The 23,902-nt window shown below is 64.8% G+C and carries 21 protein-coding genes; 13 read left to right on the top strand and 8 right to left on the bottom strand.

Annotated features, from left to right (window positions below; all coding sequences use genetic code 11):
* Positions 1–5 precede the first annotated feature (5 nt).
* The 5 genes from C7402_RS23330 to C7402_RS23310 form a co-directional block, all read right to left on the bottom strand.
* Positions 6–1,058 carry a ferredoxin--NADP reductase gene (locus tag C7402_RS23330; RefSeq protein WP_116612307.1) on the bottom strand — a complete coding sequence of 351 codons (1,053 nt, stop codon included), beginning with the start codon at positions 1,056–1,058 and terminating at the stop codon, positions 6–8.
* Positions 1,055–1,813 carry an SDR family oxidoreductase gene (locus C7402_RS23325; RefSeq protein ID WP_116612306.1) on the bottom strand — a complete coding sequence of 253 codons (759 nt, stop codon included), beginning with the start codon at positions 1,811–1,813 and terminating at the stop codon, positions 1,055–1,057. Before C7402_RS23325 ends, C7402_RS23330 begins: the two co-directional genes overlap by 4 nt.
* The gene (locus tag C7402_RS23320; RefSeq protein ID WP_112174189.1) at positions 1,794–3,503 is read right to left on the bottom strand and encodes an FAD-binding protein; all 1,710 of its coding nucleotides are present in this window, start codon (positions 3,501–3,503) and stop codon (positions 1,794–1,796) included. The genes C7402_RS23325 and C7402_RS23320 overlap by 20 nt, the downstream gene beginning before the upstream one ends.
* Positions 3,500–5,227, bottom strand: coding sequence for an FAD-binding protein (locus C7402_RS23315; RefSeq protein ID WP_116612305.1), 1,728 nt, complete (start codon positions 5,225–5,227; stop codon positions 3,500–3,502). Before C7402_RS23315 ends, C7402_RS23320 begins: the two co-directional genes overlap by 4 nt.
* 63 nt (positions 5,228–5,290) lie before the next feature.
* Positions 5,291–6,487: an acyl-CoA dehydrogenase family protein gene (locus C7402_RS23310; RefSeq protein ID WP_112174191.1), complete on the bottom strand. Its 1,197-nt coding sequence runs from the start codon at positions 6,485–6,487 to the stop codon at positions 5,291–5,293.
* Between the two features lie 230 nt (positions 6,488–6,717).
* Between C7402_RS23310 and C7402_RS23305 the strand changes: the two genes are divergently transcribed.
* The 11 genes from C7402_RS23305 (at position 6,718) to C7402_RS23260 (ending at position 15,388) form a co-directional block, all read left to right on the top strand.
* Positions 6,718–7,701 carry a flavin reductase gene (locus C7402_RS23305; protein WP_116612304.1) on the top strand — a complete coding sequence of 328 codons (984 nt, stop codon included), beginning with the start codon at positions 6,718–6,720 and terminating at the stop codon, positions 7,699–7,701.
* Positions 7,702–7,962: 261 nt separating this feature from the next.
* On the top strand, positions 7,963–9,282 hold the full coding sequence (locus C7402_RS23300) for a site-specific integrase (RefSeq protein ID WP_116612303.1): 1,320 nt from the start codon (positions 7,963–7,965) through the stop codon (positions 9,280–9,282).
* 120 nt (positions 9,283–9,402) lie between these two features.
* The gene (locus C7402_RS23295) at positions 9,403–9,924 is read left to right on the top strand and encodes a hypothetical protein (protein WP_116612302.1); all 522 of its coding nucleotides are present in this window, start codon (positions 9,403–9,405) and stop codon (positions 9,922–9,924) included.
* Between the two features lie 124 nt (positions 9,925–10,048).
* Positions 10,049–10,255, top strand: coding sequence for a helix-turn-helix transcriptional regulator (locus C7402_RS23290; RefSeq protein ID WP_116612301.1), 207 nt, complete (start codon positions 10,049–10,051; stop codon positions 10,253–10,255).
* Between the two features lie 9 nt (positions 10,256–10,264).
* Positions 10,265–10,429: a hypothetical protein gene (locus C7402_RS47035; RefSeq protein ID WP_165841966.1), complete on the top strand. Its 165-nt coding sequence runs from the start codon at positions 10,265–10,267 to the stop codon at positions 10,427–10,429.
* Positions 10,426–12,351 (top strand): AAA family ATPase, encoded by a 1,926-nt coding sequence (locus C7402_RS23285; RefSeq protein ID WP_116612300.1) that lies wholly within the window; start codon positions 10,426–10,428, stop codon positions 12,349–12,351. Before C7402_RS47035 ends, C7402_RS23285 begins: the two co-directional genes overlap by 4 nt.
* Before the next feature lie 186 nt (positions 12,352–12,537).
* The gene (locus tag C7402_RS23280; protein WP_116612299.1) at positions 12,538–13,008 is read left to right on the top strand and encodes a hypothetical protein; all 471 of its coding nucleotides are present in this window, start codon (positions 12,538–12,540) and stop codon (positions 13,006–13,008) included.
* Positions 13,005–13,352: a single-stranded DNA-binding protein gene (locus C7402_RS23275; protein ID WP_116612298.1), complete on the top strand. Its 348-nt coding sequence runs from the start codon at positions 13,005–13,007 to the stop codon at positions 13,350–13,352. The genes C7402_RS23280 and C7402_RS23275 overlap by 4 nt, the downstream gene beginning before the upstream one ends.
* Positions 13,353–13,415: 63 nt before the next feature.
* Entirely contained in the window at positions 13,416–14,222 is an 807-nt protein-coding gene (locus tag C7402_RS23270) for a hypothetical protein (protein ID WP_116612297.1), read from the top strand.
* Between the two features lie 44 nt (positions 14,223–14,266).
* Positions 14,267–14,476 (top strand): hypothetical protein, encoded by a 210-nt coding sequence (locus C7402_RS23265; protein WP_116612296.1) that lies wholly within the window; start codon positions 14,267–14,269, stop codon positions 14,474–14,476.
* A 9-nt stretch (positions 14,477–14,485) separates the two neighbouring features.
* Positions 14,486–15,388 carry a S49 family peptidase gene (locus C7402_RS23260; RefSeq protein ID WP_116612295.1) on the top strand — a complete coding sequence of 301 codons (903 nt, stop codon included), beginning with the start codon at positions 14,486–14,488 and terminating at the stop codon, positions 15,386–15,388.
* Positions 15,389–15,466: 78 nt separating this feature from the next.
* Here the strand turns inward: C7402_RS23260 and C7402_RS46375 are convergent, their stop codons facing one another.
* The 3 genes from C7402_RS46375 to C7402_RS23250 form a co-directional block, all read right to left on the bottom strand.
* Entirely contained in the window at positions 15,467–15,730 is a 264-nt protein-coding gene (locus C7402_RS46375) for a hypothetical protein (protein WP_133254538.1), read from the bottom strand.
* A 294-nt stretch (positions 15,731–16,024) separates the two neighbouring features.
* Positions 16,025–16,351 carry a lipocalin/fatty acid-binding family protein gene (locus tag C7402_RS23255; RefSeq protein WP_133254537.1) on the bottom strand — a complete coding sequence of 109 codons (327 nt, stop codon included), beginning with the start codon at positions 16,349–16,351 and terminating at the stop codon, positions 16,025–16,027.
* A 128-nt stretch (positions 16,352–16,479) separates the two neighbouring features.
* The gene (locus C7402_RS23250) at positions 16,480–16,710 is read right to left on the bottom strand and encodes a hypothetical protein (RefSeq protein WP_116612293.1); all 231 of its coding nucleotides are present in this window, start codon (positions 16,708–16,710) and stop codon (positions 16,480–16,482) included.
* Between the two features lie 615 nt (positions 16,711–17,325).
* On the opposite strand from C7402_RS23250, the gene tssI reads away from it, so the two are divergent.
* Positions 17,326–23,226: a type VI secretion system tip protein TssI/VgrG gene (tssI, locus tag C7402_RS23245; protein WP_116612292.1), complete on the top strand. Its 5,901-nt coding sequence runs from the start codon at positions 17,326–17,328 to the stop codon at positions 23,224–23,226.
* Complete coding sequence (locus C7402_RS46370; protein ID WP_133254536.1) at positions 23,223–23,900, top strand: hypothetical protein; 678 nt, start codon at positions 23,223–23,225, stop codon at positions 23,898–23,900. The genes tssI and C7402_RS46370 overlap by 4 nt, the downstream gene beginning before the upstream one ends.
* Positions 23,901–23,902: the final 2 nt, after the last annotated feature.

Raw genomic sequence — 23,902 nt, 5'->3', positions numbered from 1 at the left:
CGATTTCACTCCGGATACTTGATACGCACGTGCGCGCTAGTCGGCACGGCCTGGCAGCTCAGCGTCCAGCCGCGCTTCAAATCGCCGCTGTCGAGCGCTTCGTTGCGGCGAAGATGGACCGAGCCTTCGATCACCTGGCACATGCACGAGGCGCACATGCCTTCCTGACACGAGAAAGGCGCATTGAGGCCCGCGCGCACGGCGGCTTCGAGCAGCGTTTCGTCGCCGCTGGCTTCAATGCGATGGATCGCGCCGTCCAGCGCAATCTCCAGTTGTACTGACAAACCCGATGACGCCGATTCCCCGGAACCGGCGTTCCCGGCCTCGTCCGACACGGATTCCGCCGGCAACGACACGAACCGCTCCACATGCACGCGATCTTTCGCGAAGCCGAGCGCATCCAGCGCCGCCGCAGCCGAATCCATGAACGGCCCCGGCCCGCAGATAAACGCTTGCGCCACGCGCCACTCGCATGCGAGTTCGCCGAGTTGCGCAAGGCTCGGCACGCCCCGCTCGCTGTCGAGCCAGTGCACCACTTCAAAGCGCTGCGGATACTGCGCGGCAAGCGCATCGAGTTCGCGGCCGAAGATCACCGAATGCTCGTCGCGGTTCGCGTAGACGAGCCGCACGCGGCCCGCGCCAAGCGCGAGCGCCGAGCGCAGAATCGAGTAGACCGGCGTGATGCCGCTACCGCCCGCGAACAGCAGAAAGTCCCCGTCCAGCGAGCCCGGCGTGAAAACGCCGGAAGGCGCCAGCACGTCCAGCGTGTCGCCGGGTCTCACGTGGTCGCACACCCAGTTCGAGCCCGCGCCGCCCGCCACGCGCTTGATCGTCACGCGCGGCGCGGCGTCGAGCGTCGGCGCGCTCGACATCGAATAACAGCGCGGCAGCCGTTCGGCGCCGACCGGCAGGCGCAGCGTCAGAAACTGGCCCGGCCGGTAGCGAAAGGTCTCGCGCAACGGCTCGGGCACCTCGAACACGATCGAGCGCGCGTCGGCCGTCTCGTCGAGCACGGCGGCCACGCGCAGCGCGTGATAACGCGGTTGCAGCTTGCTCATAACCCCATGCCCAGTATTGCGTTGTCGGCCTGCATCTGCGCGCCGCTGATCTGGCGCGATTCGTCGGAGGCGAGAAAGAGCACGATGTTCGCGATGTCCTCGGGCGGGCACGCGCGGCCGCCGCGATTGCGGTCCTTGTCGAACAGCAGATACTTCGGATCGACGCCAGGGGCGCTCGCCTGCATCATCGGCGTGTAGATGCCGTCCGGATGCACCGAGTTCACGCGTATGGCGTAGCCGTTCTTGCGGCAATGCAGTGCGCTCGAGCGCGTGAGCGACGCGACCGCCGCCTTCGAAGCGCCGTAGGCCGCATAGCCGTCGATGGGCAGCCACGACGAAACTGACGCGATATTGACGATCGAGCCACCGTGTTCCTTCATCGCGGCGATGCCGTATCGGCAGCCCAGAAAGCACGACCCCGCGTTCACGTGCAGCACTTGCTGCCACTGCTCGAACGATGCCTGCTCGATGGTCCCCTGCTTGAGGATGCCCGCGTTGTTGACGAGCACGTTAAGCGCGCCGAAGCGCTCATGCGTGGCCGCGATCGCGCGCGCCCAGTCGTCCTCTTTCGTCACGTCGTGCGCGACAAAAAACGCGGCTTCGCCGATGCGTCGCGCCATGGCTTCGCCCGCCTGCGCGTCGATATCGGTGAGCACCACGCGCGCGCCTTCGCGCGCAAATGCGAGCGCAATCGCGCTGCCCAGCCCGCTTGCCGCGCCGGTGACGAGCGCGACTTTACCTTGCAGACGTGCCATTCATTTGCTCCATCGATTCGAAGGCCGCCGCGCGCCCCGCGCGGCGGCCGGAAAACACGCAATCCGCGAGCGACGTGCCGCTCATGTAGCGCGAAGAAGGAATGCCGATCGCGGTACGCCCCGCCGCGAACAAGCCGGGAATGTCCTCGCCTTGCGCGTCGAGCACGTGCCCGTCGGCTTCGTTGATCTTGAGGCCGCCCGTCGTGATGGTGGCGAGCGGGAACATCGGCGCGCCGATCGAAAGATCGATCGCGTAGAACGGCGCCTTGTCGAGCACGGCGCGCATCTCGGGCAGTTTGCCGAGCGCGTCCGTGCATTCGCCGCGCGCCGCGGCGTTATAGCTGAGCACGGTGGCGAGCAGCGTTTGCGGGTCCGCGCCGATGCGCGCCGCCAGCTTGTCGATCGAGCGGGCGCGCTTCGCCCCGAACAGCATCATCGCGAGCGCGGGCAACGCCTGAAAGGCCCACAGGCGTCCGCTCAGGCATTGCAGGATCGCCTGCCTGCGCAGGCGCGCATCGAGCACGATCCATGCGCGCCCGCCCTGATGCTCGACCATCTCGTAGCCGAGCGTCGCGCCATAGACCTCTTCATTGCAAAAGCGCTCGCCGCGCGTGTTGACGACCATGGCGCGCGGCCACGCGTACGGCGGCGTGATGAAGCGCCAGGCCGAAACGTTCGACAGATGCGCCGCTTGCGCGCCCGATGCGAGACCGAGACGAATGCCGCTGCCGTCGCAGCCCGCGTGGCCGTTCTTCCAGCCGCGCGCGTAACGCGGCGCGTGCTCCTTGATCATCTGCCGGTTGAAGACGAAGCCGCCCGCCGCGAGGATGATTGCGCGTTCCGCGCGAATGAAACGCGGCGCGGCTTCGGCGCGTTCGATCTGCGCGGCCTGAATGCGCCATTGCTCGGCCTTCGCTGCGCGGTAATTGCGCCAGCGGTTCGCGAGGCGATTGAACTTCGCGTGGCGCGTCGCCGTCTCGCCGCCCTGCGGCACCTGCCACACTTCCACGCCCAGCACGCGGCCCGTGCCGCGCTCGCGCACGAGCCGCTGCACGGTGGCCTGCAACACCGGCTGCGCACCCGCGCGCAGCGTCGAATCGCGCAACGCCGAGTAGAGCGTCGCGCCCGACTGCCCGCGCGCCACCGTGCGATGGCCGCGCGGCGCGGGCGCGTGCGCGCCGCGATACGTCTTCACCATCTCGTTGCCCGAGTAGTAGAGATACACGCCGTCGGGCGGATAAGAGGTCTTGTGCTCGGGCATCGTCGCGTCGAAGCGTGCGCCTTGCGCTTCGAGCCAGGCGAGATTCGCGGCGCTGTCGCGGCAAAAACGCATGAGCGTCTCGTCGCTCACCACGCCGTTGACCTCACGCCGCAAATACTCGTACATCGCTTCGGGCGTGTCGCGAAAACCGGCTTTCTGCTGATACGGCGTGCCGCCGCCCGCGTACACCACGCCGCCCGAGAGCGCGCTCGCGCCGCCGCCCTCGAAGCGGTCGATCACGATCACCGAAGCGCCCTGCGAGCGCGCCTCGATCGCCGCGCACGCCCCCGCCGCGCCCCAGCCCACGACCACCACGTCCGCGGTCTCGCTCCACGCGATCTGCGAAGCGTCATCGACGAGAAGCTCCGCTTCGATCGGCGTGACCGTGCTGGGCTTTTCGCGTCTGGCTTCGCGCGTTGCTTCGGTCATTGCACCGCCTCCAGCAAGTCGGTGCGCTCCAGTGCGATCGGCTTGCCCGCCATGGCGGCCACCGCGCGAAAGCCGAACGTCATCGCCGGTCCGAGCGTCGAGCCCGCGCCGGGATACGACGGCCCCATGACCGAAGCGGAGTTGTTGCCGATGCAGTAAAGCCCTTGAATGGCGGCGCCGTTCGCATCGAGCACGCGCGCATCGCGATCGGTGAGCAGGCCGCCCTTCGTGCCGATCTCGCCCGGGTACAGCTTCAGCGCATAGAACGGTCCGCGCGCGATGGGGGCGAGATTCGGATTCGGATGCACGCTCACGTCGCCGTAATAGCGGTCGAACACATTGCCGCCACGGTCGAACTCCAGGTCCTTGCCCGTGCGCGCGAATTCGCCCATGCGCACGGCGCTTGCGACGAGCCCCCTGGGATCGACGCCGATCTGCGCGGCCAGCCCTTCGAGCGTCTCGTCCTTCCAGTAGACGACGTTGAGCCAGCTCTTGCGCAGGCGCGAATCGGGCACCGCTTCGCCCGGCGCCAGCGGACCGATGGGGTATTTGCGGCGAAAGTCGGCGTCGAACACGATCCACGCGGGCACGGCCGCGCCGCTGCGCGCGTGGTCCGCATAGATGGCCTGCTGGAACTCGGGATACGGGCACGACTCGTTCACGAAGCGCTCGCCGCGCGCGTTCACCACCATGCAGCCCGGCAGCGAGCGCTCGACGAAGATGCCGCGAAAGCGGTCCTCCTTCGGCACCTGCATCGTGGGCACGCCCCACGTGTGCGACATGAGATGCAACTCGCCGCCCGCGTCGGCGCCCGCAAGAATCGCGTCGCCGGTGTTGCAGCCAGGCGGCGTGGCGGTCCAGCCCGCTTCCGTGGGTTGCGGCAGATACGCCTCGCGCATGGCCTGATTGCGCTCGAAGCCGCCCGCCGCCAGCACCACGCCCTTGCGCGCGGCAACCGTGCAGGCCTCGCCGTTGCGCAGCACGACCGCGCCGCTCACGCGGCCGCTTTCGCGCACGAGCGATTGCAGCGGCGCATCGACCCACACCGTTACGTTGCGCCTGCGCAGCGCCGCCCACAGGCCGCCGAGCAGCGCCTGGCCGCCCGTGAGGCGACGATCGCGCGTGGTCTTGCGCCGCCACGGATAATCAATCGCATAGCGCAGCATGATCCACGTGATCAGCAGCTTCGCCTTGCGTTCGCGCGCGAGAATCGAGCGCGCCTCGAACGCGTTGATCGTCATGCGGCCCATGATGAGCTGGCCCGGATTGGTCGGGCGCAGCATGTCCAGGCCTTCTACGCCCAGGCGCGCGGCGTTGAAGTCGACCGGGTCCATGGTGCGGCCGCCCGGCAGCGCGCCCGCCATCCCGGGGTAATAGTCCGCGTACTTCGGCATGCTGCGATAGCGCACGCCGATGCTTTGCAGATACGCCGCCATGTGGCGCGCCGTTTCGACATAGGCGAGCACGCGATCGTCGCTTGCGAGCCCCTTCGCGCAGGCCTTCACATAGCGGAAGGCCGATTCGATGCTGTCGCGCAGGCCCACGCGCGGCATGTCGTGGTTATCGGGTATCCAGATGCCGCCGCCCGACGTCGCGGAGGTGCCGCCCACCAGCCCGGTTTTCTCGACCATCAGCACCGAGAGCCCCTCGTCTGCCGCCCGTATCGCCGTGAGCATCGCCCCGGCTCCCGACCCCACGACGATCACGTCGAATTCGTGCTCCACCTTTGCTCCTCTGTCTCGTTGTGTCTTGTTCTGTCCGGCCGGGCCTGCGCCCGGCCGCCGCGCTCAGATGAACGGGTCCGCGTTGGGCAGCCCGAGCGCCACCGCGCCGTGGGCGCGGATATAGGCATCGGTGTTGTTGGCGATGTGGCCGCGCGCCTGATGGATGTCGCGGAAAATGCGCTCCACGGCGTTGCCCTTGTACATGCCCGAGCCCGCGCTCGCGCGCAGCAACTCGTTGGCGTGCTGGGCGCAGAGCTTGGGCACGAGCGCCGATTGCGCGCGCTGCATGAGACGTTCTTCCACGGGCATGGCCGTGCGCGTCTTCGCGCAACGCGCGACGTTGGCGTAATTGCGCAGCAGCACGAGCGTGAGCTGATCGACCGTCATCATGGCTTCGGTCACGGCCGTTTGCGCGTTCGGGTCCTCGGCCGTCTTGCCGCCGTGCTTGCCCACGTGCGCGGCGGAGCGTGCCCGGAAGCTCGTTACCGCGCCTTGCAGCGCGCCGATACATGCGCTCGACACAGCACGCTGGAACATCTGCGTGAACGGCACGCGATACAGCCAGCCCTCGTTGATCTCGCGCCCCGGGCAGCCCGCGTCGCTGTGATCGTTGGTGCGTTGCGTGCGATGCTCCGGCACGAACACGTTCTCGACGACGATGTCGTGACTGCCGGTCGCACGCAGCCCGAGCACGTCCCAGTTCCCGACGATCTTGAAGTCGCCGCGCGGCAGCAGGAACGTGGTGTGTTCCATCGCGCCCGAGCCGTCGCGTTTGGGCAGCAGACCGCCGAGGAAAATCCAGTCGGCGTGCTCGCAGCCGCTCGAAAAGCTCCAGCGGCCCGAGAAGCGAAAGCCGCCTTCCACGGCTTCGGCCTTGCCCGTCGGCATGTAGGTCGAGGCGATGCGCGTGGAGGCGTCGCGCGCCCACACGTCCTGCTGCGCCGCTTCGGGAAAGAGCGAAAGCTGCCAGTAATGCACGGCGATCACACCGTAGATCCACGCCGTCGACATGCAGCCTTCGGCAAGCGTCATCTGGATCGTGTAGAACACGCGCGGATCGAGCTCGCTGCCGCCCCAGCGGCGCGGTTGCAGCACGCGAAAGAGACCGGCTTCGGCCAGCTCGCGCACGGTTTCGTCCGGCACCCGGCCCGCAGCTTCGGCGGCGGTGGCCCGCTCGGCGAGACGGGGAATCATGGCTCGCGCCCGCTCGATCAGGGCAACCGCATCGGCGGACAGGTAGTCGTCGCTCACTGCACTCATTTGTGCTCCTCAATACTCTCGTGTTGGCCCGTATGGATGTCCGTGACAACCCGCCTGGCAGCGGGGTCTCCGGCCTGATGACATGCTCCCATCGCCCCCCGTGGCACTCATCGTCTGAATGGACTAACGGGCGCACGCAGGCGGGACGGGGGTTCTAGTCCGTCTGGGGGATTCGTTTCACGGCCCGGCGCGCGACGCTAGCGACGATCATTCACACCCGCTACATCGCCATGGACAAACCCACTTCCCCGTTCGATCCGAGCGGCTTTCGCCGTGCGCTCGGCATGTTCGCCACGGGCGTGACGATCGTCACCGCGCGCGCCGGGGACGGCGCGCCTGTCGGCATGACCGCCAACAGTTTCAACTCGGTGTCGCTCGACCCGCCGATGGTGCTGTGGAGCCTCGCGAAGTCGGCGCGCAGCCTGCCCGTGTTTCACGCGGCGGAGCACTGGAACGTGCATATCCTCGCGAACGAACAGAACGATCTGGCCAACCGCTTCGCGCGCGCGGGCGAGGACAAGTTCGCCGGGCTTGCGCTCGAACCCGCGCTCGCCGATGCGCCGTTGCTTGCCGGATGCGCTGCGCGCTTTCAGTGCCGCACGGTGTTTCGTTATGAGGGCGGCGATCACATTATTTTTGTGGGCGAGGTGATCGGGTTCGATCAGTCGGAGGCCGCGCCGCTGCTTTATGTGAGTGGTGAGTATGCGCTCGCTACGCGTTTGTCCCGGCCGGTGGCTACCGATGCCGGTGCGACGAATGGCGGTGCCGCGCCGTTTACCGAGGAGTTGCTGGGGTATCTGCTCGGGCGCGCGCATTATCAGTTCATGTGGAGCTTTCAGCGCACGCTGGACGAGCTTGGCATCTCGCATGGCGAGTTCTTCGTGTTGTCGCTGCTTGCCGTGCGCTCCGGGCTCGATGTCGCGGAGATCGCGGCGCATACGGCTTATACCGGGATCGCGGCCGATGCGGAGCTGCTCGCGGGTATGTGCGCGCGCGGCTTGCTCGCGGTGAGTAACGATGCCGTGGCGCGCTATGCGCTCAGCGATTCAGGGCTCGCGGCGTCGCGGCAAGTGCTGGCCGCCGCACATGCGGTCGAGGCCGCGCTCGTCGAGCAGCTTGGGCGGCGCGAGGCCGCCGGGTTGCGGAATCTGCTCAAGCATCTTATTCGGGCTTCTGATCCGGGTTTGCCCGTGCTTTGGGGGGCCGGTTTGTAGTGCCTTTTTTGTGCTTTTGCGGGTTTTTTCGTTGTTGTCGTGGTTCGTAGGGCGTTGGCGTTTCCTTGTTTTCGTGTCGGTCTGCATGCGTTGCCCCTGTGCGGGGAAGTTGATTAGTCTCTCGCGGTATACTAGAGTTAAATTCGTCAACAAAATCAAGGCCTTAAGTTCACCCGGGTATTCCTGGGTCTATCAGGGTTCACGGCGCGGATTGTCCTTTTTTAGTCCCCGCGTCGCGAACCGGCCACTTGAGGACAAAAAATGGCGAAGGAACGTATCAACCGCGAACTGATCCGGCGGCTCGAAGGCGAGCGCATGGCGGCGCTGGCACGAGGCGACGTGCCTGGACTGCGCGACGTCTACGACGACACGCTTACCGGCTTCGGGCTGCGCATGCGTGCCAACGGCTCGGTCTCCTTTGTGTACCGCTGGAGCGCGCCCGAAGGCCAGCAGAAGAGGAGCGTCGGTCGCTGGCCTGCAATGACCGTTGAGGAAGCGCGTGCGGCAGCCAAGGCCTTCATCGGCCGCACCGACCACAAGTCCGACACGATGCCTACACGCGTCGCGAAGCACGAACGGCGCATGGCCGACGCGAAGCACTGCGCGATGCCGACCGTGGGCGGCTATCTCGACGGTGACTATGCGGCGTACTGGCGTGGCACGACGAAAAGCGAGACGCCCGAACAGAACCTGAAGAACATCCGGCGCGACTTCGCTGACCTGCTGCCGAAGCGACTCGATGAAGTGACGCGGCCCATGATGAAGAAGTGGATCGAGCAGCGCGTCGCGGCCGGACACAAACCCACAGGTATCAACCGCACGCTCGGCTCGATTGGCGGCCTGTTCTCGCACGCCGTCGAGCACGAGATCATCATGAGCAATCCCTGCGCGCGACTGCGCTGCAAGACCGATCCCGAGGAAGAAGCCAGGCATGGCCGGGAACTGACAGCGGATGAGGAACAGCGACTGCGTGCTGCGCTCGATGCGCGTGAAGCACGTATTCGTGAAGATGCGGCGGCGCGTCATGACAGCCGCAAGCTTGCCGGGGTGCCTGGCGAGCATCATGTTTTCGTCGACCATGTGAAGCCGTCGATCCTCGTCGCGATCAATACCGGGCTGCGTCGCAGTGAACTGCTGCGGCTCGAATGGACGGCTGTAGACTTCAAGGCACGCACGATCACGGTCGAGCCGCAAACGAGCAAGGTGAAGAAGCGCCGCGTCATTCCGATGAACCGCGAAGCCTGCGAGACGCTGATGGCGTGGCGGCGTCAGGTGAAGTTCGTCCGCGTGTTCACGAACGAGATCGGCGAGCCGCTGCGTGAAGTACGCGACTGGCAAAAGGTCAAGCGCGAGGCGAAGGTCACGAATTTCAGATTCATGGACACCCGGCATCACACGGCCACACGCATGATCAACGAGGGCGTGGCGGTCTATCACGTACAGAAGATTCTCGGCCACAAGGACAGCCGCATGACGCAGCGCTATCTGCGCGCGCGTGAAGGCAAACTCGCCGAAGCGCTCTCGGTGCTTGACCGGCCACGCACGCCTGAGACTGTCGACGACAGCGCCCAGGCCGCCTGATCGCTCCCTTTGATGCACAGAGAAGCCCCCGCATTGGGGGCTTTCTCGTTTGCTGGGTGATTATCTTCGAGTCTGCATCGGTTAGCATGGATGTTTCCTGTGATACGGGAGCGTCCGGCCATGCCCACTCACCACGACACCACTGGTCTCACGTCATTGTTCGCCGGGATACGCGAGCTCGAAGCCCGTTTTACCAGTATTCCTGACAAGTTGCTCGCCGGTCTGCGCAAGGTTATGCCCCGCATCGACGCGTTGCGGGCTGTTGTCGAGCACCTGGAAAACATGGAGCGTGACCCACGTATAAGGGCGGTCCCTGAGATGCACGCAGTCATCATCGCCATCCTGTCGCAAGCGCACCCGGGGGACTGGCCCATACGTCAGGTGACACCGGAGAACGTGGCGAAGCTGCTCGGCGCGCAGGCACTTGCGGCGCAGAAAAAGACGCAGAGCGAGATCAACAGCAAGAACGCGAGTGAGTCGCGCAAGGCGGAGGACGCCGTGCTCGCGAAGTACGACGAGTGGGGTGGCGCTGCGATGTCCGCTGAAAAGCGCGCCGAATTCATGGCCGAGGTGTGCCGTGAGTACGGCGTCAAGCAGTGGCGCACGGTCAAGAAATGGGCCAAAAAACGAGCCGGAGAGTAGCGTTAGCGGCGCTAGCGCTGCGCTAACGGCGCTAACGCCAGTCCTCTGTTGCGCGCAGTTCTGCGCTGTTCCACGCTTGTAAGTGGTAGCCCATTGCGGGCTCAATCACTTACAGGAGGTTGGCATGAACGGCGCCCCGTGCAAGACAGTACAGCAGCTCTGCGATTACTACGGCTTCTCAAAGCCGCTCTACTACGCGTTGAAGAAGAAGGGCCTCGCCCCGGCTGAACTCAAGGTCGGCAACCGCACCGTCATCACGCCCGAAGCCGAGCGCGCTTGGGTGGAAGCCCACACGATCCACGCAGCCGCCAACGCGCAAGAAACCGCGTAGGGGCTCGATATGGACGACCTGCGCGAATTGGTTGCGTGGTTGCAGCGCTGCTGGATTGACGGCGGGCGCACCATGCAGTCGCACGAGGCTGGCCGCTTCCGTGATGCGGCGGAGCAGGCTCGCCTCGATCTGGAACGCTATCGCGACGACGAAAACGATCGGGAGACACAATGAATCCGGCCGAACGGGCGCGCGCGGCGCTTCGCGCGCTCGACCCGAACATGCCCCGCAAGGAGTGGGTACGCGCGGGGGCGGCGGCGTACAAGGCCGGTGTCGGATTTGACGACTTTGATGCCTGGTCCAGGTGCGGCGGCAACTATGGCGGATTGCAGGCGACGCGCACCACGTGGCGCTCGTGTGCCCGCATGGAACAGATCAACGAGGGCACCCTGTTTTACCTGGCACGGGCGGCGGGCTGGACCGACCAGGAACCGGTTGAGCCGCGCGCGAGCGAACCCCCGCACGAGGAGGCGTGGGAGGAGGAAAGCGACGGCGCACCGTGCAACGCGACGGCGCTCTGGGAGGCCGGGGAACCAGCGCACGCACACCCGTATGTGCGCGCCGGGCAGATCGATCCGGACACAGTGCGTATCGAGGCCGGCAATCCTGATGCACTGCTCACGCCTTTCCGCGACCTCGACGGTGCGCTCGTGACCCTGCAGCGCATTTTCCCGAACGGTGAAAAGCGTACGCTGCGCGGGCGCATGGGGTGCTCGTGCTACCAGTTGGGCGATGTGCACGGCGACTGCGACCTGTACGTTGCTGAAGGCGCGAAAACGGCTGGCGCGGTTGCGCGTGCCATGTATCAGGCGGCCGTTGTGGCGACCGGTGGCGTTGCGCGTTTTGGCACCGTGGGCGCGGCCTGGCGCGCACGCTACCCGGCACGTCGCCTGGTGTACGTTGCCGATCGCGGCACCGAAGCGGCCACCGAAGCGGCGGCGCGGGCGACCGCCGCGCAGTGGTGCCCGATGCCGGAAAACTTCAAACCCGGCGAAGACGCGTTCGACTACGAGGCGCTATATGAATCCGAAGCGCTCGAGGCATTCATCCGGAGCAACACGCGCAAGCCTGCACCGGACGAGCCTGAACCGCCACGCGGGGGAGCGAAAGAACGGGAGCAGGAAAAGGCACAGCCGTGGGAGCCCCAGGTGATCGCGGCGACCGACCTGTTCGCGAACCCGCCGGAGAAACCCGTCTTTCTCGTGGACGGGTTCTTGCCCGTGGGCCTGACCGTGATCGCAGCACCGCCGAAGTGCAACAAGTCGGTGCTGGCGCTGCAGATCGGCCGCCATATCAGCGCAGGCATGCCCCTATGGTATCGCGAGGTGCGGCAGGGACCGGTGCTGTATCTCGACCTCGAAAACGGCAACCGCCGCATATACGACCGCCTGCAACAGATGGGTACGCGCCCGGCCGACATTGCGGGACTCAGTTTCGTGACCGAATGGGAACAGGGCAACCGTGATGCACTGTTGCGCCTCCTCGAAACGCTCAAACCGGTGCAGGTGACGATCGACACATGGCGCAAGTTCTGCCGACCGCTCGACAAGCGTCAGGATCAGTACGCGCAGGAGCAGGCGGAGGTTGCATGGTTGCAGCGCGAGGCAATGGCGCGCGGTATCTCGATTGTGCTCGTGCTGCACACCACGAAGGCAATTGCGGAAAGTGTGCTGTCCAGCGTTTCCGGCTCCTACGCAGTGACCGGTGGCGCGGACGCCATTCTTGTGCTGCAAAAGCAGGACAGCGACCGCCGCATTATCTCGACCGTTGGGCGCGACCTGCCCGATACGCGCATGCTGTACCGGCTCGGCGATGACCTGAATTTTCGCTTTATGTGCGATGCGGACGAGATGGTGACGCCGGAGCAGTTGCGGTATTTGCAGGCCATTGCAGACGGCTGTGGCACGCAGGCAATGATCGCCAAGGCGCTCGGATTCGGTAGTGGCGCTGTATCGCGCATGGTCGAAAAGCTCGCCACAGGTGGCTCTATCTGGAAACCCGGCGGGTTCCTGCGCCTCACGCCGGCTGGCCTGCGCCTCCTCGCCATATCGAAGGGCGAAGCGTGGCACGATGAATCGGAGGCCGCCAAGGAATAGAAAGAGCAGCAAGAGAGAGAGAGAGAGAGGGAGAGAGAGTAGTTACGTCTGTTTATGCATATTAGGCATGTTAGGCACTGTAGGCATATGAGGCATATAAGTCAGTATTCCTTTCTATTCTGTATGCTTTGCTGCTTTTCCTTACCTATATTCCTGCTGCCTTAACTCTCACGAGGAGGCAATCGCATGTGTGCAGCGAACGCTGGCAACTGGGTAGCACGCAACGCGCAGCCAGTGCTGCCGAATGACAGCAAGCCGGTTTGCACCGCATTCTGGCGCGCGTGCTCGGCGCTCGACGCCATTCCGCCTGACTCGCCCGAACGCAAAAGAATAGCGGCGGCCTGGGCGCTCGAATTCGGGCCTGCCGGGCTGGCCCGTCTTGCGCAATGGTGGCTGCGTGCCCGCTATCCGGTAAATCTCGCGCGGCACTATTACCCGCGACCGGGCGTGGAAATCGCCCTCGTATACGTGCTCGCGGCGCGTTACGGCTGGCTCGATCCGCTACCGGCTGCGGTGAGGTCGCGCGAGGCGCAGGCAAAGCAGCGCACTGCTTACGAGGAAATGGCCCGCAAGGGGAAGGAGCGCGCCGAAGCGAAAGCAGCGCGCGAGGCGGCACGCGCCGCGAAGCGCTCAACCACCAGGAGGGAAACCGCATGATCGACGGACTACTCAGCGGCGCGCTTGTGAAGCATCCGGAGGCTCGCACCGCGAAAAACGGCAACGCGTACGCGCTCGCCACGCTACGCGTGCCGACCGGTGGCGAAGGCGTGATCTTTGTACGGGTAATGGCGTTCGATACCCGCGTGCGCGACGAACTGCTCGCACTCACGGCGGGCGACAGCGTGAGCGTGAGCGGCCCGCTCGAACTGGCGATATGGACAGCTGATAGCGGCGAAGCCCGCGTAGCGGTGTCGGTGGTAGCGCACGCGCTCGTGTCGGCCTATCACGTGCGCCGCAAACGCGCGGAAATTGCCAACGCACAGCAACACCTCGACCCGTGACACCAGCGAGGCGACTTTCAATGCATGACGAACGCGCCCACGCGGGCGCACAGGAGAAGAGCGATGGACAAGACGATCAATGACCGGGAACTGCATGGCGTTGCGGATGCTGAATCCTTCGGCAAGCTTCGCGAACTGATGGCGCGCAAGGCGCGCATGATCGACGCGATCCGCGCGCTGCCAGCACAGATCGAGAAGGCGCACGCCGAAGCGCTTGTGCTGCGTGAACAACTCACGCAGGCAGATATTGCCTTCGAGGCGTCGGCGGATGCGGCGCGGGAGGACTGCGAGAGCGCACACAAGGCGAAGACCGAAGCGATGATGGACGCGATCCTGCGCGCCGAGGCGACCGAGCGCCGCCTGCTTGACCGTCAGGCAGCGATGGAGCCGGCCATCGAGCAGCTTGACAGCGAGATCGTCACGGAAATCGGCATCGTCCGCACGGATGCAGACGGTGTGCTCGAATCGATGATGCTGGCGCTGGAACCGGACGTTGAACGTATTGCGACGCAACTGTGCGCGATTCTCGCGAAGGCGGCGACGATCCGCGCGGTGTATCCAGGCGGCAGCAGCGCGCGCTATCTGCGTGACGCCTATCTGCCGTCGGTGGACGGTGGAACCGAGTTTGACGCGAACTCGCGCGACTACCGCGCCGCCAACCGCCTGAAGCCCGGCGACGATCAACTCGCCGCCGCGCGCGCCGAACTTGGTCCGCAGTTACAGCCGGTGATCAATGCGTTGGCGCTTGCTGTGCATTTCTCGCGCTACTCGCGCCTCGCCACGCAACTGGCGGGTGCGGGCCGCAAAGGCATCGCTGTTTCGTTCAGCGGTGGCTCTCCGGTTCCACCCGGTGAGGTGGTGCAGCGCTAGCTGCGCGGCGGGCCAACCCGAACATCCTGGAAGGAGAAGTCACCATGAAACAACGCACCTTCGTTATCGGACGCGGTTTCGTCGAAGCCGAAACGCCCGAATCCATCGCTGCAGGCTGGGACCGCGCGTTCGCGGCCGTACGCGCCCAGGGTGACAAGCCAAGGACGCGCGTACAGCCGCATGAAGCGCGTACAGCGGCCGCCTGGGACGCGGCCTTTGCCCGCGTAGCGGCGCAGCGCACGGGCCGCCTGTAGGGCCGGAAAATGCGCGGCACGGGTGTTTTCCCATTCGGCCTGAGCCTGCTCGACACGCCGCTGTCGATGTCCGTCGGGCAGGCGCGCGCGCTGACCGGTCCACTGCCGGGCCGCTGCAACGTCCCCGCCGTGGCGTCGCCCGCGTGCCCATGCGGCCAGATGCCTGAAGGCGTTGCCATCATCCCCGTGGCGGGGCTGCTCGTGCCGAAGCTGGGCGTGCCGGGGCCGCTCCTGGTGGACGGCCTGGGGAGCGTGACCGGCTATGACGGCATCCGCGCCAGCTTCGCGCTGGCGCTGGCCGATGATGCAGTGCGCGCCGTGGTGTTCGATATCGACTCGACCGGCGGCGAAATCGCGGCATGCCTGGACCTGGCTGACCTGATCTACGCGGCGCGCAGCGTCAAGCCGGTCATGGCGATCCTGTCGGAAACGGCGCTCGGCACGGCGTATGTGCTGGCGTCGGCGTGCGAGGTCGTGAGCATGCCGCGCACGGGGCGCATCGGTGGCCTTGGTGTGCTTGTCGCGCACGTGGATTACTCGCAGGCGCTGGGCGCGGCGGGCGTGAAGGTCACACTGATTTCGTACGGCGCGCGCAAGGCCGATGGCAATGACGTACAGCCGCTCGCGCACGAGGCCCGTGCACGCATCCAGGCCGATGTGGATGCACTCGGCGAGATGCTGGTGACGACAGTGGCGCGCAATCGCCACCTGAAGCGCACCACCCTGCGCGCAATGCAGGCGGGCGAGTTCCTTGGCGGCAAGGGGGTAGCGGCGGGGCTGGCGGATCTGGTTGCCGCGCCCGACGAGGCATTTGCCGCGCTCGTTCATGAACTCGATGTTGAGCGCCGTGCGTCAGTCAGCCCGGTGGCTGGGCCACGCCGCCCTTCACGGCGAAGGATCGGGCATTCATGAGGGAAACTCGCGTACCGGCAGGAACTGGCGCGCGCGTTCTCCTGACGGGTACATCGGCACGCTTGACCACGAACGGGGTCACTTCAAGCTCAAATTCTCCGTATGGAGTGCCAACAAATTTTGAGGAAAGTCAATCGTGCCGAATGCCCATAAGAAAATCACTGCCAGTCTCGTTGCCGAAGAAAATCGCGTCGCCTTCCTGCCCGAATTCTTCGGTCCGGGGAGTTTTGCTCCTGCCACGACCGCCCCTGTTGATAAGTCGCGGCGCTCAAGCCTGGCATTGAAGGCATCGGCATAGCCTTCATCAAGGCCAGGTGCGCCCTCGATAACAGGTTTGACCATTTCGGGGGCGGAGCAGATGCACAGCGCGGGCGAACCTCAATCGGCCAATCGAAAACGGGTTTGAATCAAACTGGTTTGCCTCCGCACGCTTGCCGCGCCCGCCTTTGCTATCCGCGTGCCCGGAAAAGCCCGCGGGCAACGGCAATGAAGGCGTCCTGATCCTTGCCGCTGAGTGTGATGGTGTGCAGCCTGGCGAACGCGCTGAAGCGGTTGCGCGCGCGAACTTCGATAGCGTGTCCGGCGCGCAGCTCGCGCGTGCCATCGCGACAGGTCGATGACGCGCCGTCTGCGCTCTCAGTTGCCTGCGGGGCTGACCGTGAGTTTCAGGCCAAGATGCCCAAGTGCTTCCATAAACTGCTCAAGCCCCTGATTGCCGAAGGGCGCAAGGTCCGGGTACGGGAATAGCCCGCTGGCACCGGAGTCAAGTGCGGTGAACGGGATACGGAGGTCGCGCGCGTGGTCAAACACGATGCTCGCCGCCATCACGGCGTCGCCCGCATCGAGCGCCAGATTGATCTGGGCGGCCCGGTCTTCAGGCGCTTCGGGTGTATGGCTAAAAGCGTCAATGATTGACGCGACCATTTCATCGTGGGTAGGTTCGTGATCCGCTGTGTTGTTCATGTGTCGTCTATATCGGGTTCCAACCTGACCTGTAACGGCACCGACGCGAAAAACTTGAGACCCGGTGCATGAGGGGCGCAGTCGCGCCCTCATGTTTTGGCGGCAATGTTCCTGTCTGCGTTGGGGGGTTACCGGCTTGCACAGAGGGCGAGATACGCGCCGAGGAACGGCAGGAACAGCAGCGTGCCGGTGACGAGGCCCTTGATCTGCGCCGTGCGTTCGTCATCTCGCCTGACGGCTTTCTGCGCGGCGGCGCGCTCGTCTGCCACGAACGTTTCTTCGTTCGGTGCGAACGAGTACAGCGTCTGAACGCGGTTGAGCAGTTGCGAATGATCGATCAGTGACGAAAGCGGGCTCATGGCAGTTCTCCGGGGGCGTTGAATTTCAAGACAAGACCGAGTGTAGGCGTCCTGGTCTGCCGCTGGCATCGGACAAGTTCGAATCGCGTGGACCGCCGCGCGAAGGCAATCCCTGGGGCCTCCCGTTGCGGTGGGGACTGCCTTCGGGGGGCGCGGCGGGTCCTTCTCCGCCCCCAAAAAACGAGGGGAAACTTGCGCACCGCGTCTTTCCTCTAGCTGCGGCCCTCGAAAGGTCTAAGCACTTTGCACTTTGCACCCGGCTCCAGCACTGGCGGGCTTGCTGGATGCAAACCCACCGGCCTGGCATTGCAAAGCCCTTTGCACTCCCCACGCCGACCGCGAATGGATGTACCGCGAAGCGATGGCTGGAACAGGCGTGACCTGGCTGGTTTGCGGCCCATCAAATCCGGAATGCACCGGCCCGATGCGCCACACCGGTTTCGGACTTCTCTGATTGGTGATGCCTGTTGCGAAGCAGACAGTGCCAGATCAGGCACATGCCTGATGGGCTGACGCGCCCATTGCCTCACATCGCCATCACGAGCCTGAGAGAGGAGCCCGTTTCATGCCTTGCCTGCTGTCCGCTGTCCACCACCAGCCGGGAGGTTGCCCGGCATGCTGACCAATGAGCAAATCTTCGGGCGCTGGTGGCCCAAAGGCCAGAAGCGCACCATCCGGGTCACCGGACCTGCGCTACCGGTGCAGGAGGATGGCGAGGACCTGTTCGTGCTCAGCGCCATCACGGGCGAGGAACGCCTCTCGACGGTCTGCCAGTACGACCTGATGCTCACCACGGCGCTGGACGTGCCGGAGGAACAGGCCGCCTCCATCGACCTCGCGTCGATCATCGGCACCGAACTGACCGTCACGATTGCGCTGGAAGGCATGGGGAGCGTTGCGGGTGCCATGAATATCGGCGCGGGTACGCGCGAGATTTCCGGCATCGTGATGGAGGCGAAGTTCGTCGGGCGGCTCAACCGCCAGTGCCGCTATGCGGTGGTCATCAAGCCGTGGCTGGCCCTGCTCGACCTGACGACGGACTACAGGATATTCCAGAGAAAGTCCGTCATCGAAATCGTTGAGGAAGTGTTGGGCGTGGTGACGTACGCGTACGAGTTCCGCACGGGCGGCACCTATGAACTGCTCGATTACATCGTGCAGTACAACGAGACCTCGCTCGCGTTCGTGCAGCGGCTGCTGGCCGAGCACGGCATCGCCTGGTACGTCGAGCACAGCGGCACGTTTCACCGCATCATCTTCGTGGATCACCTGGGCGGCTACGGGCCGGTCCGGAGCGAGGCGTATCACACGCTCGAATACCACGAGCCGGACCAGAAGATCGACCGCGAATACATCGACCGCTTCGAGCCGGTGCAGCGTGTCACGACCGGCGTCTATGCCACCGACGATTACCACTTCAAGCAACCCGCCGCGAACCTCGGGTCACAGGACGAACTGCAGCAGGACGTAGCGCACGGCGACCTGGAGAAGCGCGAGTGGCCCGGCAACTACACGGAACACGGCAAGGGCGCGGATATCGCGCGGCTGCGCATGGAAGGGCTGCGCGCACCGGGCGAGCGCGCCACCGGCCACGGCAACCTGCGCGATGTGGTGTGCGGGACGACCTTCACGCTGGAGAATTTCCCCAGGGCCGAAGCCAACCGCGAATACCTCGTGCTGTGGGCGAAGCTCACGCTGGAGGAAACCAGCGAGGCGACCGGCAGCGGCGCGCAGCACCGCGTCGAGGTGGACTTCGAGGTGCAGCCCGCCACAGTGCAGTTCCGCCCTGACCTGTGGCCGAAGCCGCGCGTGAGCGGCCCGCAGACGGCGGTAGTGACTGGCCCGGAAGGCCACGAAATCTGGACCGACAGTTACGGACGCGTGAAGCTGCATTTTCGCTGGGATCACGCCGGGCCGATGGACCAGAACGCGTCGTGCTGGATCCGTGTGTCGTATCCGTGGGCGGGGTCGAACTTCGGCGGCATCCATATTCCGCGCATCGGCACGGAAGTGATTGTGGACTTCGAGAACGGCGACCCGGCGCGACCGGTGGTCGTGGGGCGGCTCTACAACGCCGCGACCCTGCCGCCGTGGCCGTTGCCGGGCAACGCGACGCAAAGCGGCATTCTCACGCGCTCTTCGAAGGGTGGCGGCTATGGCAACGCCAACGCGATCCGCTTCGAGGATAAAAAAGGCCAGGAACAGCTCTGGGTGCAGGCCGAACGGGACATGGACACCGTGGTCGAGCACGACGAGACGCACACGGTGGGCCATGACCGCACGAAGACCATCGGGCACGACGAGACGGACCACATCGGGCGCAACTGGAAGCTGAACACGGGCGGCTGGAAGTGGGAAACCATCGACCTGGCAGCGGTGCAGAACGTGGGCCTGGGGCAGATGCTCAACGTGGGGCTGGCGTACAACGTGAACGTGGGCGGGTTGTACCTGCGCAACGTGGCGTTGCAGATGGCGAGCACGGTCGGCCTGGACCGTCATGACCGGGTGGCGCAGAACTGGTCGTCGGACGTGGGGCACACGTACACGCTGACGGTGCGCGGCAAGGCAGTGGGCGACGCGGTACAGAAGGACCTGGCGAACCCGGTCGAGGCGACGCCGGACTTCGAACCGAACCTGCCGGAAGCGGTATCGAGCGCGGAGAACAACCAGCTTTCGATCCGGGATTCGGGCGAGGCGCATCTCTCTGGCGCGAAGCAGGCGCAACTGATCGGCCCCGGCGGCAAGGTGACAGTTGACGACGCGGGGATCACGCTGGAGGGTAAGGGCATCTACCTGAAGGCCCCGGTCATCAGCATGAGCGGGGGCAGCGCGGGCGGGCTCGCGCCGGTCACGGAGGCCACGTGTGCGGAATGCGCGAAGCGCCATACAACCAATAATCCGGTGGACGTGGCAACCGGCCAGAAGGTGCTCAGTCACGAGGATTTCAGCCTGCCGGGTCGCATGCCGATCCGCTGGGGCCGTAGCTATCGCAGTGAGGACCAGCGCGCGGGTACGCTTGGCGTGGCCTGGCGGCTGCCGTACTCGGCGGAAATCCGCCGCGATACGGCGCAACTGACCTACTTCGACGCCGATGGCCGCCGCCTGCGTTTTCCGCTGCTCGAACCGGGCCAGGAACATTTCCACGTCATCGAGAAGTACACGCTTGTGCGCGGTGAGGACAGCCCTGCTGGTGCCACGTATGCCGTGCGCTTCGGCGATGGCGTGGAGGAACACTACGCCCTTCACCCGACCGACGACGCGCGCTGGCAGCTTCAGCGCGTCACCGACCGCGACGGCAATACCTTGTCCCTCGGTTACACGCCCGAAGGCTGGCTCCAGGCCGTTCGCAACAATGTCCACGCGGTGCGCTGCACCCTGGATGACACGGGTCGCATCACGGCAGTACATCTCGAAGCCCACGGCAGCCCGCTGCTGGCGAGCTACACCTACGACGCGAACGGCGACCTGCGCGAGGCGACCGACCGCGCGGGACGCACGTGGCGCTACGAATACCGTAACCACCTGCTGACCGGCTACCGCACGCCCTCGGGTGCGATCCACATGTCGGAGTGGGACGGCGAGACGCCGCAGGCGCGCGTGACGCGCACGTTCGCGTATGTGGACGACGAGGCGGCGCGTCAGGGCCAGCCCGCGATCACGCGCGACACCCGCTTCGCCTACCAGAACGCCAGCAAGACCACGCGCGTGACAGACGGGCTGGGCCGCACCACCGAATACCACTACAACGGCCTGTGGGCGGTGGACCGCATCCTGTACCCGGACGGCAGCACGTACGCCACGCATTTCGATGAAACGGGCAGCATCAGCGGTCACACCGACGAACTGGGCCGCACCACGCAGATCGTCAACGATGCGCGGGGCAACCCCGTGACCGTCATCGACGCGGCGGGCAACATCACGCGCGTGAGCTACAACGACCAGAATTTGCCAGTGCTCGTCACGGACCCGGCAGGCCAGGTGTGGCAGCGCGCGTATGATGGCGCGGGCCACCTCACGGGCGAAACGGACCCGCTGGGCAACACGACGGCCTACGCGTATGAAAAGGGCCTGCCGGCCACACGCACGGATGCGCTGGGCAACGTCACGACGATGCAGTACAACGACGCCGGACAGCTCACGGCCCGCACGGACTGCTCGGGCCATACGACAACGTATCGCTACGATGGCGAAGGCCGCCTGATTTCGACTCGCAACCCGCTGGACCAGGAAACCTTGCAGCACTGGGACGCCACGCGCAACAGGCTGGACGGCATTACTCCTGCGGGACTTGGCCCGTGGAATGTGGTCTATGACGGCGCTGGCCGCGTGAGCGCCCAGACAGACCCGCTTGAGCGTGTCACGCGTACACAGTGGGATGCCTACGACCAGCGCACCACCGTGACCGATCCGGCAGGCGGCGGGCAGGGCTACCGCTACGACACGCTGGGACGGCTGACGGCGCTGACCAACGCGAACGGCGAGCAGACCAGCTTCGAATACGACAGCCGCGACCGGCTGGCGGCGCAGACCGGCTTCGACGGACGGCGTCAGACGTACCGCTACAGCGCAGCTGGCGAAGTGATCGTCCGCACCGACCATGGCACGGACGGCCAGATCACGACCGACATTGCCTACGACGTGCTGGGCCGCCCCATCGAGCGGCATTCGACGGACGGCACGCACGCGAGCTACCGCTACGACGCACGCGGGCTGCTCACGCAGGCACAGGCGAGCGCCCCGGGCGAAACGCCGAGCCAGGTGACCTTCGAATACGACGCAGCCGGGCGACGCAAAAGCGAGACACAGGCGCACCACGGGCAGGTGTGGCGGCTCGCGCACGAGCTGGACGCACTGGGTCACCGCAGCGCCACGCACCTGCCCGATGCGGGCACCTTGACGTGGCAGCGCTATGGCTCGGGCCATGTCCACGGCGTGCTGTTCAACGGCGAGGCGCTGGCGGCGTTCGAGCGCGACGCGCTGCACCGCGAGACGCTGCGCACGCAGGGGCCGGTCTCGCATCACTTCGCATACAGCCCGGCGGGCCTGCTGGCGGCGCACCGCTGGCAGGGGGTAGACAGCGGAGGCAATCCGGCAGAGGCCCTGAAGGTGTGGCGAAGCTGGGAGCACGACCAGGCAGGCCAGATCACCGCGCTGCACGATGCCATGCGCGACAGCCGCGCCTATACCTACGATCCGGTGTCAAGACTGACCGGCGTGGCGGCAGGCCGCGCGAGCGAGACGTTTGCGTACGATCCGGCAGGCAACCTGCTGGCAGTGGGCCACGGCAAACTCACGCGTATTGGCGTGGCGAAGGGCGACCGGCTACAGGTTCTTGTGACGCCGGAACTGCCGGTTGGGCAGTCGCCGCAATACACCTATGACGGGCATGGCAACCGCACGAGCGTGGCGGTGCCGCAGGCCGATGCATCGCAGGCGCTGACGATCACCTACCGCTACAGCGGTACGCACCAGCTCAAGGGGATTGTGCACACCGATGGTGACACGAGCCGCTACGAGTATGACGCGCTGGGGCGGCGCACGGCCAAGCATCACACCAACGCAAACGGTCGAACGGCGACGACGCTGTTCGTGTGGGACGGCGACTGGATGGCGCAGGAGATTCGCGCGGACCAGGGCAGGACGGCACCTATCACGTATGTGGCTCATCCGAACCTTGCCGGGCCGCTGGCCAGGCTCGATGGTGCGCAGGCCTATCATTACGTCACGGACCATCTGGGCACGCCGCAGGAAATCTACGATGACCGCAGGCAGGTGGTGTGGGCGGCAGATCTGAGCGCCTACGGCAAGACGCGTGGGTACCTGAAGCGCGAGATCGACAACCCGATCCGCTTTCCGGGACAGTATTACGACGCCGAATCGGGGCTGCACTATAACCGGCATCGGTATTACGATCCGCAGAGTGGGCGGTATGTCAACCAGGACCCGATCGGGCTGCTCGGCGGAGCCAATCAGTACACCTATGTCAGCGGCAATCCAATACGGCGGATTGATCCGCTCGGTCTTTATTGCATGTCCGATGCGAGTATTAACGCGATTTCCGGCGCTGCTGGTGGGGCGGCATCGGGAGCAGTCGTTTTGGCCGAATTCGGGCCGGTCGGAATGGCAGTGGGAGGCGTAATAGGTGGGGCGGTTGGAGGTATTTTCGGCTACCTAAGCCCCTCAACGGTGGCTTCCAACACAGGAGCAGGAGCCGCGAATGGATATGCTACTTCGCTGAATGCGCCGGTAAGCGGAACGCTCGGAGGAGCAGTTGGAGGCGTGGTAACGGGTGCTGCACAACAACTCGGCGCACCTGACGCGGTTTCTGTCCCGCTAGGGGGGACAGCTGGTGGAGCGGTTGGTGGTGCAGCCTCGGCGTTAGTCGAAGGCGCGGCAGAATCTGTTGCAGCCGGAGCTGTGGGTGGGGCTACCGTAGGATTTATTGGGGCCGGCATTACTGTTGGTGTGGCTGCTGGATTAAAGGCTGGTAATGATTGTGGGTGCCCTAAGAAATGACGAGAAAAATACAATTCTTCGTTTCGATCGCAAAGGCTTTAACGCCGGTTGCCGTGATTTGCATCGTGGCAATTAACGGTCGGGCTTGGTTGGGAAAATGGTTTGGGCTGTACATTTCTCAAGAACTCTATTTCTGGATTGCTTATCTGCTGGTGGCTACGACCATATGGCCGGCGACGCGGAAGTGCGTTGGTGTAATACGGTCTGAATTGCAAGGTAATGATGACGGCGCAACTGGTCGAGAGAGTCCTAAAGTCACTTACGTCTCGAATAATGGCGAAGCAACCTATCGATATCCATTGCATATCGTCGGATTGGTTGTCGTGGTATCCATTTTGATGGCAATGGCGCCAATTATTATTGCGCGACCCGGGAATTCTATTCCTTTGACGGGGTATTTGATTTCTTTTGGATTTTCTGCAGTTTTGTTGGTATACGCGATCTATCTTTTAAGGTTTTATGTTCGAATTGATGGCGCAATTTTGGTGGTCGGTGGAATTTCAAGGCGGGAGTTTATTTTAAGTAATATTGTTGATATAAATTTTCGCCAATTCAAAGGATCTCCTCAATTGACTATAAAATTCTCTAATGGAGACCGATGTGTGATATCTGGGTTGCTAAAAAATTTTTCCGAGTTAGAGGGCAAGTTGAGGACAAACGCTCGCGATAGCTAAAT

The organism is Paraburkholderia unamae (genome assembly GCF_003096875.1).
GTDB lineage: Bacteria > Pseudomonadota > Gammaproteobacteria > Burkholderiales > Burkholderiaceae > Paraburkholderia > Paraburkholderia unamae.
The sequence above is the reverse complement of the archived record's forward strand: the minus strand, read 5'-3'. Positions and strand labels throughout refer to the sequence as shown.

What these genes read in the sequence shown, in the direction of transcription:
- C7402_RS23320 (WP_112174189.1), bottom strand. Translation starts at nt 3,503, where the DNA reads ATGACCGAAGCAACGCGCGAAGCCAGACGCGAAAAGCCCAGCACGGTC.
- C7402_RS23260 (WP_116612295.1), top strand. Translation starts at nt 14,486, where the DNA reads ATGCGCGGCACGGGTGTTTTCCCATTCGGCCTGAGCCTGCTCGACACG.
- C7402_RS23280 (WP_116612299.1), top strand. Translation starts at nt 12,538, where the DNA reads ATGTGTGCAGCGAACGCTGGCAACTGGGTAGCACGCAACGCGCAGCCA.
- C7402_RS23255 (WP_133254537.1), bottom strand. Translation starts at nt 16,351, where the DNA reads ATGAACAACACAGCGGATCACGAACCTACCCACGATGAAATGGTCGCG.
- C7402_RS23295 (WP_116612302.1), top strand. Translation starts at nt 9,403, where the DNA reads ATGCCCACTCACCACGACACCACTGGTCTCACGTCATTGTTCGCCGGG.
- C7402_RS23265 (WP_116612296.1), top strand. Translation starts at nt 14,267, where the DNA reads ATGAAACAACGCACCTTCGTTATCGGACGCGGTTTCGTCGAAGCCGAA.
- C7402_RS23300 (WP_116612303.1), top strand. Translation starts at nt 7,963, where the DNA reads ATGGCGAAGGAACGTATCAACCGCGAACTGATCCGGCGGCTCGAAGGC.
- C7402_RS23285 (WP_116612300.1), top strand. Translation starts at nt 10,426, where the DNA reads ATGAATCCGGCCGAACGGGCGCGCGCGGCGCTTCGCGCGCTCGACCCG.
- C7402_RS23275 (WP_116612298.1), top strand. Translation starts at nt 13,005, where the DNA reads ATGATCGACGGACTACTCAGCGGCGCGCTTGTGAAGCATCCGGAGGCT.
- C7402_RS23250 (WP_116612293.1), bottom strand. Translation starts at nt 16,710, where the DNA reads ATGAGCCCGCTTTCGTCACTGATCGATCATTCGCAACTGCTCAACCGC.
- C7402_RS47035 (WP_165841966.1), top strand. Translation starts at nt 10,265, where the DNA reads ATGGACGACCTGCGCGAATTGGTTGCGTGGTTGCAGCGCTGCTGGATT.
- C7402_RS23270 (WP_116612297.1), top strand. Translation starts at nt 13,416, where the DNA reads ATGGACAAGACGATCAATGACCGGGAACTGCATGGCGTTGCGGATGCT.
- tssI (WP_116612292.1), top strand. Translation starts at nt 17,326, where the DNA reads ATGCTGACCAATGAGCAAATCTTCGGGCGCTGGTGGCCCAAAGGCCAG.
- C7402_RS23310 (WP_112174191.1), bottom strand. Translation starts at nt 6,487, where the DNA reads ATGAGTGCAGTGAGCGACGACTACCTGTCCGCCGATGCGGTTGCCCTG.
- C7402_RS23330 (WP_116612307.1), bottom strand. Translation starts at nt 1,058, where the DNA reads ATGAGCAAGCTGCAACCGCGTTATCACGCGCTGCGCGTGGCCGCCGTG.
- C7402_RS46375 (WP_133254538.1), bottom strand. Translation starts at nt 15,730, where the DNA reads ATGGTCAAACCTGTTATCGAGGGCGCACCTGGCCTTGATGAAGGCTAT.
- C7402_RS23325 (WP_116612306.1), bottom strand. Translation starts at nt 1,813, where the DNA reads ATGGCACGTCTGCAAGGTAAAGTCGCGCTCGTCACCGGCGCGGCAAGC.
- C7402_RS23305 (WP_116612304.1), top strand. Translation starts at nt 6,718, where the DNA reads ATGGACAAACCCACTTCCCCGTTCGATCCGAGCGGCTTTCGCCGTGCG.
- C7402_RS46370 (WP_133254536.1), top strand. Translation starts at nt 23,223, where the DNA reads ATGACGAGAAAAATACAATTCTTCGTTTCGATCGCAAAGGCTTTAACG.
- C7402_RS23290 (WP_116612301.1), top strand. Translation starts at nt 10,049, where the DNA reads ATGAACGGCGCCCCGTGCAAGACAGTACAGCAGCTCTGCGATTACTAC.